Here is a 12,024-nt window from a genome sequence, read left to right as displayed (position 1 = left end):
CCGGCGACGCCCGCCGGCCGCTTCGAACCAGCCCGCATGTTCACGCTTTCCGATTTCGATTTCAATCTGCCGCCCGAGCTGATTGCACAAACCGCGCTGCCCGATCGCACCGCGAGCCGCCTGCTCGAGGTCGACCGCAGCGTCGAGCCCGCACGCCTCGTCGACCGCCATTTCGCCGAATTGCCGTCGTGCATCGCGCCCGGCGACCTGCTCGTGTTCAACGATACCAAGGTGCTGAAGGCGCGTTTCTTCGGCCAGAAGGCCAGCGGCGGCAAGATCGAGGTGCTGATCGAGCGCGTGACCGGCACGCACACGGCGCTCGCGCAGATCCGCGCGAGCAAGTCGCCGGGCGCCGGCACGACGCTGCGTCTGGCCGACGCGTTCGACGTGACGGTCGGCGAGCGCGTCGAGCCGTTCTTCACGCTGCACTTCCCCGCGCCGTGCCTCGACCTGATCGAACAGTACGGCCGCCTGCCGCTGCCGCCGTATATCGAGCACGATCCCGATGCGACCGACGAGACGCGCTACCAGACCGTCTATGCGAGCAACCCGGGCGCGGTCGCCGCGCCGACGGCCGGGCTCCATTTCGACCAGCCGCTGCTGGAGCAGCTCGATGCGCTGGGCGTCGAGCGCGCGACGCTCACGCTGCACGTCGGCGCCGGCACGTTCCAGCCGGTGCGCGTCGACAACATCGCCGAGCACAAGATGCACAGCGAGTGGTACGACCTGCCGCAGTCGCTCGTCGACAAGATCGCCGCGACCCGCGCGCGCGGCGGCAACGTGATCGCGGTCGGCACGACGTCGATGCGCGCGCTCGAAGCCGCGGCGCGCTCGGCCGACGAAGCCGGCCGCCCGCTCGCGGCGACGCAGGCCGAGACCGACATCTTTATCACGCCCGGCTACCGTTTCCGCGTGGTCGACCGGCTCGTGACGAACTTCCACCTGCCGAAATCGACGCTGCTGATGCTGGTGTCCGCGTTCGCGGGCGTCGAGACGATCCGCGCCGCGTACCGGCACGCGATCGAAGAACGCTACCGGTTCTTCAGCTACGGCGACGCGATGCTGCTCACGCGGCGCGACACGCCGGAGGCGCCGGGCGCGTAAGCTCCGCGGGCGGCTCGTCCGCCTGGTGCGTCACCCGTTTTTTCACCGCCGCCGGGCTTCCCGGCGGCGTTTCCAACATGCGCCGGACTGTTTTCCGGTAGCGAGGAGCACGACACGATGACCGAAGGTTCATCCCACGATACGCACGCCCCCGTGCAGGACCGCCCGGCCAACGGGCTCGAATTCGAACTGCTGACGACCGACGGCCACGCGCGCCGCGGCCGCGTGAAGCTCAACCACGGCACGGTCGAAACGCCGATCTTCATGCCGGTCGGCACGTACGGCACCGTGAAGGCGATCCAGCCGCGCGAGCTGCACGAGATCAAGGCCCAGATCATCCTCGGCAACACGTTCCACCTGTGGCTGCGCCCGGGCCTCGACACGATCGACGCGCACGGCGGCCTGCACGGCTTCATGGGCTGGAACAAGCCGATCCTGACCGACTCGGGCGGCTTCCAGGTGTTCTCGCTCGGCGACCTGCGCAAGATCACCGAGGACGGCGTCACGTTCGCGTCGCCGATCAACGGCGACAAGCTGTTCCTGTCGCCGGAAGTGTCGATGCAGATCCAGAAGGTGCTGAACTCCGACGTGGTGATGCAGTTCGACGAATGCACGCCGTACGCGACCAACGGCGTGCCGACGACGCACCAGGAAGCGGCCGACTCGATGCGCATGTCGCTGCGCTGGGCGAAGCGCTCGCTCGACGAGTTCAACCGGCTCGGCAACCCGAACGCGCTGTTCGGGATCGTCCAGGGCGGGATGTTCGAGGACCTGCGCGACGAATCGCTCGCGGGCCTCGCGGAACTCGGTTTCCACGGCCTCGCGATCGGCGGGCTGTCGGTCGGCGAGCCGAAGGAAGACATGATGCGCGTGCTGCGCCACGTGGGCCCGAAGCTGCCGGCCAACAAGCCGCACTACCTGATGGGCGTCGGCACGCCGGAGGACCTGGTCGAAGGCGTCGCGAACGGCGTCGACATGTTCGACTGCGTGATGCCGACCCGCAACGCGCGCAACGGCTGGCTGTTCACGCGCTTCGGCGACGTGAAGATCCGCAACGCGACGCACAAGAACTCGCTGAAGCCGCTCGATTCGACCTGCACCTGCTACACGTGCCAGAACTTCTCGCGCGGCTACCTGCATCACCTGCACCGGGTCGGCGAAATCCTCGGCGCGCAGCTGAACACGATCCACAACCTGCACTACTACCTGCAGCTGATGAGCGAGATTCGCGAGGCAATCGAGACGCACACGTTCGACGCATTCCGGCAACGCTTCGCGGAGGATCGCGCGAGAGGGGTCGACTGACGGGCCGGCGGCCCGCATCGCGGCCAGTCACATAGGACGTGTACTAATTGGCCTGATCAAATCACCGGTCGCGACCGCCAAACATTACAATTACCTTTCCAAACAAGTCGCAACGGTGTCGGTTCGCGCTTTAACAGCTTGATCCGAAAGCGCATTTGCCGATCCGTCTGCGCATGGGGCCGGTGGTAGAATAACCGGCTTATTTTTCGATCTTCCCCTACGGAGAGACCAACGTGCCGTTCATTTCCAATGCCTTCGCGCAAGGTGCCGGTGGCGCCGAATCGAGCCTGATGAGCTTCCTGCCGCTCATCCTGATGTTCGCGGTGCTGTACTTCATCATGATCCGTCCGCAGATGAAGCGTCAGAAGGAACACCGCAACATGCTCGCGGCCATGGCGAAGGGCGACGAAGTCGTCACGAGCGGCGGCCTCGTCGGCAAGGTGACGAAGGTCACCGAAGGCTACATCGGCGTCGAAATCGCCGAAGGCACCGAAATCACCGTGCAGAAGGCTGCCGTCACGACCATTCTGCCGAAGGGCACGATCAAGTCGCTGTAAGGCTTTCACCGAGCGTCCGGCTCCCCGCGCCGTGCCCGCCTGAGAGAGCGGGCCGCCGCGGCGCCGGACGCGACGCTTTCACGCCAACCACCCGTTCGGCCCCCTCATGAATCGTTATCCACTCTGGAAATATGTCGTGATGGTCGTGGCGCTCGCCATCGGCCTTCTGTACACATTGCCCAACTTCTTCGGCGAAGCGCCGGCGGTGCAGGTGTCGAGCGGCAAGGCCACGGTCAAGCTCGACTCGACCACGCTGACCCAGGTCGAATCGGCGCTCGCATCCGCGCAGATCAAGCCGGACGACGTCACCTTCGAGAACACGGCGACCAACGCGAACATCCGCGTGCGCCTGAAGGACACCGATACGCAGCTGCGCGTCAAGGACCTGCTGCAGAAGTCGCTGAACGCCGACCCGAACGATCCGCAGTACGTCGTCGCACTGAACCTGCAGAGCGCGTCGCCGCGCTGGCTGACCGCCCTGCACGCGCTGCCGATGTATCTCGGCCTCGACCTGCGCGGCGGTGTGCACTTCCTGCTCCAGGTCGACATGACGGGCGCGCTCACGAAGAAGCTCGACTCCGACGCCTCCGACGCGCGCTCGCTGCTGCGCGACAAGAACATCCGCGACGGCGGCGTGAGCCGCGTCGAGCAGTCCGTGGTCGTCAACTTCAGCGATGCGCAGACGGCGGAAGACGCCCGCAAGGTGCTCGCCGCGTCGATCACCGAGCTGCAATGGGCGACCCAGCCCGGCGGCGGCGGCACGCAGGTGGTTGGCACGTTTACGCCGGCCGTGCAGAAGGCCGTCGAGGACGCCGCGCTCAAGCAGAACCTGACGACGCTCCACAACCGCGTGAACGAACTCGGCGTGTCCGAGCCGATCCTGCAGCAGCAAGGCAGCGACCGCATCGTCGTCGAACTGCCGGGCGTGCAGGACACCGCGAAGGCGAAGGACATCATCGGCCGCACCGCGACGCTCGAGGCGCGCCTCGCCGACCCGATCAACACGCACCCGAACCCGAACGACCCCGTGCCGCCGGGCGAGGAGCTGTTCACGCAGGGCATCCAGGCGCCCGTGCTGCTGAAGAAGGACGTGATCTTCACCGGCGACCGCATCATCGACGCATCGGCCGGTTTCGACGAACACCAGCGTCCGTCGGTCAACATCCGCCTCGATTCGGCGGGCGGCCGCGCGGTGCGCACGGTGTCGCGCGACAACATCGGCAAGCCGATGGCGATGGTGCTGTTCGAGAAGGGCAAGGGCGAAGTGCTGACGGTCGCGACGATCCAGTCCGAACTCGGCGACCGCTTCCAGATCACGGGCCAGCCGACGCCGCAGGCCGCGGCCGACCTCGCGCTGCTGCTGCGCGCCGGTTCGCTCGCCGCACCGATGGACATCATCGAGGAACGCACGATCGGCCCGAGCCTCGGCGCCGACAACATCAAGATGGGCGTGCACTCGGTGATCTGGGGCTTCTGTGCGATCGCCGTGTTCATGATCGCGTACTACATGCTGTTCGGCGTGGTGTCGGTGATCGGCCTGTCGGTGAACCTGCTGCTGCTCGTCGCCGTGCTGTCGCTGATGCAGGCGACGCTGACGCTGCCGGGTATCGCGGCCATCGCGCTCGCGCTCGGTATGGCGATCGACTCGAACGTGCTGATCAACGAGCGCGTGCGTGAAGAACTGCGCGCCGGCCAGCCGCCGCAGCTCGCGATCCAGGCCGGCTACGCACACGCGTGGGCGACGATTCTCGACTCGAACGTCACGACGCTGATCGCCGGCCTCGCGCTGCTCGCGTTCGGCTCGGGCCCGGTTCGCGCGTTCGCGATCGTGCACTGCCTCGGTATCCTGACGTCGATGTTCTCCGCGGTGTTCTTCTCGCGCGGGATCGTCAACCTCTGGTACGGCGGCCGCAAGAAGCTGAAGTCGCTCGCGATCGGCCAGGTGTGGAAGCCGGAAGGCGCCGCTGCCGCCGCGTCGTTCACCGACGCGGACGAATCGACCGACACCGCGCGCGCCGCGAAGCTCGCCGCCCCGGCGAAGGGCAACGCGCCGCGCGCCGGCAAGCCGCAGCTGCGCAACCGCGCGCAGCAAGGCGTGTCGCCGAAGAAACCGGGCTCGACCCAATAAGGCCCCGGAGACGAAGCCATGGAATTTTTCCGCATCCGTAAAGATATTCCGTTCATGCGGCACGCGCTGGTGTTCAACGTGATCTCGCTGGTCACGTTCCTCGCCGCCGTGTTCTTCCTGTTCCACCGCGGGCTGCACCTGTCCGTCGAATTCACCGGCGGCACGGTGATCGAGGTGCAGTACCAGCAGGCCGCGGAGCTCGAACCCGTGCGCGCGACGCTCGGCAAGCTCGGCTATGCCGACGCGCAGGTGCAGAACTTCGGCACGTCGCGCAACGTGCTGATCCGCCTGCAGCTGAAGGAAGGCCTCACGTCCGCGCAGCAGAGCGACCAGGTGATGGGCGCGCTGAAGGCGCAGAGCCCGGACGTCACGCTGCAGCGCGTCGAGTTCGTCGGCCCGCAGGTCGGCCGCGAGCTCGCGACCGACGGTCTGCTCGCGCTCGCGTGCGTCGTGATCGGCATCGTGATCTACCTGTCGTTCCGCTTCGAATGGAAGTACGCGGTGGCGGGCATCATCGCCAACCTGCACGACGTCGTGATCATTCTCGGCTTCTTCGCGTTCTTCCAGTGGGAGTTCTCGCTGGCGGTGCTCGCGGCGATCCTCGCGGTGCTCGGCTACTCGGTCAACGAGTCGGTCGTCATCTTCGACCGGATCCGCGAAACGTTCCGCCGCGAACGCAAGATGAGCGTGCAGGAAGTGATCAACCACGCGATCACGACCACGATGTCGCGCACGATCATCACGCACACGTCGACGGAAATGATGGTGCTGTCGATGTTCTTCTTCGGCGGCCCGACGCTGCACTACTTCGCGCTCGCGCTGACGGTCGGCATCATGTTCGGCATCTACTCGTCGGTGTTCGTCGCGGGCTCGCTCGCGATGTGGCTCGGCATCAAGCGCGAAGACCTGATCAAGGAAAAGAAGACCGCGCACGATCCGGACGATCCGAACGCCGGCGCGCAGGTTTGAGCGCCACGCCGTTTCGGCATCGAAGCAAAGCCGGCCCTCTGGGCCGGTTTTTTTATGCGCGGGCCGCCACGATGCGGCATGCCGACGGCCCGGCCTGCATCGTCGCGGGTGTCGGCTACAATCGTCACCGCCCTGCCCCGCCGCCTGCCGGCCGCGCGCGTGGACCGGGCAGGCCCCCTCTTCACCCGTCCGAACGTGCGGTCCCGATGATGCCTCCCATGCGTGTCGTTCGTCGCCTCGCCGTCTGCGCAGCCGTCGCGGCCGCGTTCCCGTATGCGCCGCTCGTCGGTGCGCAACCGGCATCCGTGCCGGCCGCCGCTGCGCTGCCAGCCGTGTCACCCGCCGCCGCTCCGGTGCCCGCCGCCCCACCGCCATCGCCCTGCCCGCCCGACTGGGAGCCGCAGATCTGCGAACTGAAGGCGGCCGTCGATGTGCTGAAGCAACAGCACCTGACCGACGTCGACATCGGCGCGCTGCTCGACGCCGCGACCCACGACGGGATCAAGACGCTGCCGTACGCGCGCTTCTTCAACGCGAAGGAAGAGCAGGAACGGCGCGACGACGAGCGGCGCGCCCGCGACGGCACGCCGGGCATCGGGATCGTGTTCGAAACGCGGCCCGACGGGCTGCACATCATCGACGTGGTTCCCGATGCGCCGGCGGAAAAGGCCGGCGTACGGCCCGACGATCTCGTCGTCGCGATGAACGACCGGAGCGTCGTGGGCATCGACGGCGGCGAGCTGATGAAACTCGCGAAGGGCGACGCGGGCGTGCCGCTGAAGCTCACGGTGCAGCGCGGCCCGAAGCATGCGGTGCTGACCTTCGCGCCGGTGCGGGCGATCGTCAAGCCGCGCCCGGCAACCGTGAAGCGGCTCGACGGCGACATCCTGTACACGCGGCTGTCGAGTTTTCCGGAGCCGGCGGTCGGCGACTATATCGATGCGGTGCAGGCCGCGCGTCGCGCGGGGCCGCCGGTCAAGCAGATGATCCTCGACCTGCGCATCAATGGCGGCGGCGCGCTCAATGCGGCGATCGGCATCACCGCGCTGTTCGCGGGACGCGACCGCACCGCGATGGTGACGGTCGAGCGCGGCGACACGCATCGCCGCCGCTACACGACCAACTGGCCCGACTACGAACTGCCCGTCATGCACGGCCAGGATCCGCTCGCGCCGCTGCAGGCCGACGACTGGTGGCGCACCGTGCCGCTCGTCGTGCTCGTCGACGGGCAAAGCGCGTCGGCTGCAGAAGCGACCGCGGCGGCGCTGAAGGATCTCGGCCGCGCCAAATTGCTCGGCATGCCGACCTACGGGAAAGGGCTCGCGCAGACGGGCGTCGACCTGATCGACGGCACGCGCCTGAATTTCACGTTCGCGCGCAATCTGCGGCCGAACGGCTGCCCGATGGACGGCTACGGCGTCGTGCCGGACTGGCTCGTGCCGCCGCGCCGCGATGCGGACGTCGACGGCGTGCTGCTGTGGTATCGGGAAGTCGATCTCGCCCGCGCCCCGTATGCGGACCGGCAGGCGCCCGACCCGTTCGCGCAGGTGCGCAAGGCCCGCCAGAAGCTGCGCGACGAGCGCGTGCGCGCGAAGGTCGATACGGCGCGGAGCGCGGCGCTGCCGCAGCGCGCATTCGGCACGGCGGCCGACTGGCAGCTCCGGCAGGCGCTCGATGCCCTAGCCGGCCGCCCGGTGCAGACCATCGCCGCGCCCGCGCAACTGATGCCGGCGCAGCCGGTCTGCGAGCGCGGCGGCAACTGAGCCGCCGCCCGCCCCGTTTCAGCGGAATCCGAACCGCCGCCGCAGCACGACCAGCGCCGCGAGGCTCAACACGGCCGCGAACATCAGGTAGAAGCTCGGCGCGGTCTTCATCCCGGTCTCGCGGATCAGCCACGCGATGATGAACGGCCCGAAGCCGCCGAAGATCGTCACCGCGACGTTGTACGCGAGCGACATCCCGGTCGTGCGCGTCTGCACCGGAAACACCTCGGACAACAGCCCCGGCAGCGCCGCGAAGTAGCCGGTCATCAGGAACGCGAGCAGCACCTGCAGCGCGATCAGCGTGCCGAAGCCCGGATGCGCGACGAGATACGCGAACGCCGGATAGATCAGCACGAGGATGCCGACGGCCGGCGCGATCATCACGCGCACGCGGCCGTAGCGATCCGACCAGTGGCCGACGAGCGGCGCGAACGCCATCTGGATCACGCCGACCACGAGGATCGCGGCGAATGCGGCGGACGGCGCGAGGCCGAGCTGCTTCACGCCGTAGGTCGGCATGAACAGCACGAGGTAGGTGGCGACGGTGCCGAGCACGACCACGCCCATGGCCGCGACGAGGCGCGCCTTGTGCGACGCGAACGTATCGCGCAGCGGGTTCGCGGTGCCTTCGGCCGCGAGGAATTCGGGCGTCTCGTCGACCTTGGTGCGGATGTAGTACGCGACCGGCCCGAGCAGCAGCCCGAAGAAGAACGGCACGCGCCAGCCCCACGACGCCATCTGCGCGGCCGACAGCTGCGCGTTCAGCACGGTGCCGAAGCCCGCGGCGAGCAGCGTCGTGAGCCCCTGGCTCGCGACCTGCCAGCTCGCGAAGAAGCCGCGCCGGCCGGGCACGTGCTCGGCGAGGAACGCGGTCGCGCTGCCGAACTCGCCGCCGGCCGAGAAGCCCTGCATCAGCCGCGCGGCGACGAGGATCACCGGCGCGGCGACACCGATCGTCTCGTAGGTCGGCAGCACCGCGATGATCAGCGTGCCGGCCATCATCAGCAGGATCGACAGCGTGAGCGCGGCCTTGCGACCGGCGCGGTCGGCATACGCGCCAAGCACGATCGCGCCGAGCGGCCGCATGAAGAACGACACGCCGAACGTGCCGAGCGTGAGCAGCAGCGACACGGTGTCGTTGCCGGCCGGGAAGAACAGCTTCGAGATCGTCACCGCGAAAAAGCCGTAGACGACGAGATCGAACCACTCGAGCGCGTTGCCGATCGACGCGGCGACCACCGCGCGCCACACGCGCGGCGACGAGGCAATGGAGCTGGACTGCGTGACGGCATGCATCGGCGATCTCCTTGTCGTTGTACGTTCTGTTCGAGGCGGCCGCCGTCGCGCCGTCGGCCTGCCCGGCGCCGCATGGCCACATGCGGCGCTCGGGCGATTATAGGCGCGCAAAAAAACCGCCGCGCCCCGGTAACGGGAACGCGGCGGTTGATCCGCGGCGGCCGGCACGATGGCCGGCCGTGCCGGGAAGCCTTACTGCTGCTTGACCGCTTCGGCCGTGATCAGCAGCTTCGTCTTCATCTTGAAGCCGTACTGCTTGCCGTAGTCGAGGCCGAAATCGTCGCGGCTGAATTCGCCGACCGCGTCGACGCCGCACACTTCACGCTTGAGCATCGGGTGCGGCATGCACTTGAACGAATCGATCTTCAGCGTGAGCGGCTTCGTGACGCCATGCAGCGTCAGGTTGCCGACCACCGACACCGGCTTGTCGCCGTCGAACTTGATCGTGCCCTTGTAGTTCGCCTGCGGGAACTTCGCCGCATCGAAGAACTCGGCCGTCTGCAGGTGCTCGTCGAGCTTCGCGCTGCCCGTGTGGATCGACGCGATGTCGGTCGTCACGTCGACCGTGCCGGTCTTCGCCGCACGGTCGAGCGTCACGGTGCCGCTCGACTTGTCGAACTTGCCGCGCCAGACCGACAGGCCGCCGAAGTGGTCGGCCTCGAAGCTCGGGTACGTGTGGCTCGGGTCGAACTGGTAGGTGGCGCTTTCGGCGAAAGCCGAGAACGACAGCGAAGCGGCCAGCGCGCCGGCGGCGATGATCAGATGCTTTTTCAAACCTTTTCTCCTGGAAACGGCGCCGCGCCCTCGCGCGGCATTCAGTTGAGGCAACAACCCGCCGCTTACTTCGTGGCGACGAGATGGAACTTGATCTGCACTTCGTCCGCGACGATCGACGTGTCCTTCCACTCGCCGGTGCCGACGTTGAAGGCCGAACGCTTGATCGGCAGCACGCCGTCGAACGTCTGCGTCGCGCCGTTTTGCGCGACCGTGACGGGCACCGTGACGGTCTCGGCCTTGCCCTTGATCGTCAGCTTGCCGGTCACGTTGTACTTGTTGCCGCCGGCCGGCGCGATCGCCGACGACACGAAGGTCGCCTGCGGATAGGTCTTCGCGTCGAACCAGTCCTTGCCGGCGACCTGGTCGTTGTACATCTTGTCGCCGAGGTCGAAGCTCGCGACGTCGATCGTCATTTGCGCGCTGCCCTGCGCGGCTTTCGCCGGGTCGAACTTCACCTGCGCGGAGAACTTCTTGAACGCGCCTTCGGTCGGCACGTTCATCTGCTTCGACACGGCGGACACCTTGCTCTTCGCGAGATCGACGTCGGCATGCGCCGCGCCCGACGCGACAAGCGCCGCCGCGGCGAACGCGGTCAGCATGGAGCGGGAGAAAGACACTTTCATGGGATCCTTCATTTGGCAAAGGGAAGCATGCGCGACAGCAGGCCGTCGCGGTCCAACAGCTGGTGCTTGAGCGCCGCGAGCACGTGCATCGCGACGAGCGCAAGCAGAATGTAATTCAAAGACACGTGCAGCGTCTTGAAGGTTTCCTTGAGCGCCGGATCGGGATCGATCAGGCGCGGCAGCGGCACGATGCCGAGATAGACTACCGGGATGTTCGACGCCGAGCTGTACAGGTAGCCCGTCACCGGGATCACGATCATCAGCACGTACAGCAGCATGTGCACGCCGTGCGATGCCGCGCGCTGCCACGCCGGCGTGTCGCCCGGCAGCGGCGGCGGCACGTGGGTCGCCCGCCACAGCACGCGCACGACGGCCAGCGCGAACACCGTCACGCCGATCCACTTGTGCCACGAGAAGTACTTCAGCTTGGTCGGCGTGAAGCCGGGGATGTCCGTCATCACCCAGCCGAGCGCGAAGCCGCAGACGATCAGCAGCGCGATCAGCCAGTGCAAGGCGATCGCGGTGTGTGCGTACCGTGCCGGCGCGGCCGGCGGCGATTTCGATGCCATCTTGGATTCCTCAGTTCAGCGAACGGCTGCGCCGGTAAATTCGTCCGACGCATGTCAAGGGCGCCATGCTACCGCAACCTTTTGACGTGCGCGGACTCCGAGAACAGGCGCGCCAGCCGGCTGACGGCTTCCCGCCATGTTACCGACCGGTCACGAAACTCACGATCCTTGACGCATCGAAAAAGCCCTTTTGGTAAGATTGGCGCGGGTTCCGGCCCCGTCGACGCGTTCCCCCAGCCGTCGCGACACCGCCTTTTCCATGCAACGATACGACCTGATTGCCTGCCACGAATGCGACGCACTGTTGCATAAACCGCGCCTGAGCGGCCGCGAGATCGCGCGCTGTCCGCGCTGCGACGCGCTGCTTTATCGCAACAGCACCACGCAGATCGAGCGCATCACCGCGCTCGCGGTCGCCGCGCTCGTCACGTTCATCATCGCGCAGACGTTCCCGATCCTGGAAATGGACCTGAACGGCACGCGCGTGCAGACGACGCTGATCGGCGCGATCGACGCGCTGTGGCGTCAGGACATGGCGATCGTCGGCGTGATGGTGTTCTGCTCGACCGTGCTGTTCCCGCTCGTCGAGATGGCCGCGCTGCTGTACGTGCTGCTGCCGATCCGGCGCGGCATCGTGCCGCCCGGGCTGAACCTCGTGCTGCGCACGATCCAGCTCGTGCGGCCGTGGGGGATGATCGAGGTGTTCATGCTCGGCATCCTGGTCACGATCGTGAAGATGGTGAGCCTCGCGCGCGTCGTGCCCGACGCGGCGCTGTTCGCGTTCGGCGCGCTCACGCTGATGACCGCCGTCGTGCTGATGTTCGACCCGCGCACGCTGTGGGACATCGCCGACGACCTGCGCGCCGGCCGCGCGCCGGAGCGGCCCGACGCCGCCGCGCCGCTGCCGGACGCACCCCGCCGATGACGAGGCCC

11 protein-coding genes are annotated in these 12,024 nt (G+C 67.4%); 7 read left to right on the top strand and 4 right to left on the bottom strand.

Annotated elements, in window-relative coordinates:
* Positions 1–36 precede the first annotated feature (36 nt).
* The 6 genes from queA (at position 37) to KU887_RS03525 (ending at position 7,826) form a co-directional block, all read left to right on the top strand.
* Entirely contained in the window at positions 37–1,104 is a 1,068-nt protein-coding gene (gene queA, locus KU887_RS03550) for a tRNA preQ1(34) S-adenosylmethionine ribosyltransferase-isomerase QueA (RefSeq protein WP_006482460.1), read from the top strand.
* 117 nt (positions 1,105–1,221) lie between these two features.
* On the top strand, positions 1,222–2,409 hold the full coding sequence (tgt, locus tag KU887_RS03545) for a tRNA guanosine(34) transglycosylase Tgt (protein WP_006497510.1): 1,188 nt from the start codon (positions 1,222–1,224) through the stop codon (positions 2,407–2,409).
* Between the two features lie 233 nt (positions 2,410–2,642).
* Positions 2,643–2,966, top strand: coding sequence for a preprotein translocase subunit YajC (gene yajC, locus KU887_RS03540; RefSeq protein WP_006476868.1), 324 nt, complete (start codon positions 2,643–2,645; stop codon positions 2,964–2,966).
* Between the two features lie 106 nt (positions 2,967–3,072).
* On the top strand, positions 3,073–5,094 hold the full coding sequence (gene secD / locus KU887_RS03535) for a protein translocase subunit SecD (protein WP_006482461.1): 2,022 nt from the start codon (positions 3,073–3,075) through the stop codon (positions 5,092–5,094).
* Positions 5,095–5,112: 18 nt separating this feature from the next.
* Entirely contained in the window at positions 5,113–6,063 is a 951-nt protein-coding gene (gene secF, locus KU887_RS03530) for a protein translocase subunit SecF (protein WP_006482457.1), read from the top strand.
* 218 nt (positions 6,064–6,281) lie between these two features.
* Complete coding sequence (locus KU887_RS03525; RefSeq protein ID WP_206532985.1) at positions 6,282–7,826, top strand: S41 family peptidase; 1,545 nt, start codon at positions 6,282–6,284, stop codon at positions 7,824–7,826.
* A gap of 18 nt (positions 7,827–7,844) precedes the next feature.
* On the opposite strand, the gene KU887_RS03520 is transcribed toward KU887_RS03525, so the two are convergent.
* From KU887_RS03520 to KU887_RS03505, 4 genes are all read right to left on the bottom strand, one after another.
* Positions 7,845–9,122, bottom strand: coding sequence for an MFS transporter (locus KU887_RS03520; protein ID WP_006482466.1), 1,278 nt, complete (start codon positions 9,120–9,122; stop codon positions 7,845–7,847).
* 192 nt (positions 9,123–9,314) lie between these two features.
* The gene (locus tag KU887_RS03515; protein WP_006476873.1) at positions 9,315–9,896 is read right to left on the bottom strand and encodes a YceI family protein; all 582 of its coding nucleotides are present in this window, start codon (positions 9,894–9,896) and stop codon (positions 9,315–9,317) included.
* A gap of 65 nt (positions 9,897–9,961) precedes the next feature.
* Positions 9,962–10,522, bottom strand: coding sequence for a YceI family protein (locus tag KU887_RS03510; RefSeq protein ID WP_006482463.1), 561 nt, complete (start codon positions 10,520–10,522; stop codon positions 9,962–9,964).
* Positions 10,523–10,530: 8 nt separating this feature from the next.
* Complete coding sequence (locus KU887_RS03505; protein WP_006482464.1) at positions 10,531–11,091, bottom strand: cytochrome b; 561 nt, start codon at positions 11,089–11,091, stop codon at positions 10,531–10,533.
* Between the two features lie 259 nt (positions 11,092–11,350).
* Between KU887_RS03505 and KU887_RS03500 the strand changes: the two genes are divergently transcribed.
* The gene (locus KU887_RS03500) at positions 11,351–12,016 is read left to right on the top strand and encodes a paraquat-inducible protein A (protein WP_012492950.1); all 666 of its coding nucleotides are present in this window, start codon (positions 11,351–11,353) and stop codon (positions 12,014–12,016) included.
* Positions 12,017–12,024: the final 8 nt, after the last annotated feature.

The organism is Burkholderia sp. EMB26 (assembly GCF_024730645.1).
GTDB lineage: Bacteria > Pseudomonadota > Gammaproteobacteria > Burkholderiales > Burkholderiaceae > Burkholderia > Burkholderia cenocepacia.
Note: the sequence above shows the minus strand (reverse complement) of the source record. Positions and strands in the feature narration are given on the sequence as shown.

Excerpts from the sequence above, each read along its gene's own strand:
- secF (WP_006482457.1), top strand. The coding sequence starts at position 5,113 with ATGGAATTTTTCCGCATCCGTAAAGATATTCCGTTCATGCGGCACGCG.
- KU887_RS03500 (WP_012492950.1), top strand. The coding sequence starts at position 11,351 with ATGCAACGATACGACCTGATTGCCTGCCACGAATGCGACGCACTGTTG.
- KU887_RS03510 (WP_006482463.1), bottom strand. The coding sequence starts at position 10,522 with ATGAAAGTGTCTTTCTCCCGCTCCATGCTGACCGCGTTCGCCGCGGCG.
- KU887_RS03505 (WP_006482464.1), bottom strand. The coding sequence starts at position 11,091 with ATGGCATCGAAATCGCCGCCGGCCGCGCCGGCACGGTACGCACACACC.
- tgt (WP_006497510.1), top strand. The coding sequence starts at position 1,222 with ATGACCGAAGGTTCATCCCACGATACGCACGCCCCCGTGCAGGACCGC.
- secD (WP_006482461.1), top strand. The coding sequence starts at position 3,073 with ATGAATCGTTATCCACTCTGGAAATATGTCGTGATGGTCGTGGCGCTC.
- queA (WP_006482460.1), top strand. The coding sequence starts at position 37 with ATGTTCACGCTTTCCGATTTCGATTTCAATCTGCCGCCCGAGCTGATT.
- KU887_RS03525 (WP_206532985.1), top strand. The coding sequence starts at position 6,282 with ATGCGTGTCGTTCGTCGCCTCGCCGTCTGCGCAGCCGTCGCGGCCGCG.
- KU887_RS03520 (WP_006482466.1), bottom strand. The coding sequence starts at position 9,122 with ATGCATGCCGTCACGCAGTCCAGCTCCATTGCCTCGTCGCCGCGCGTG.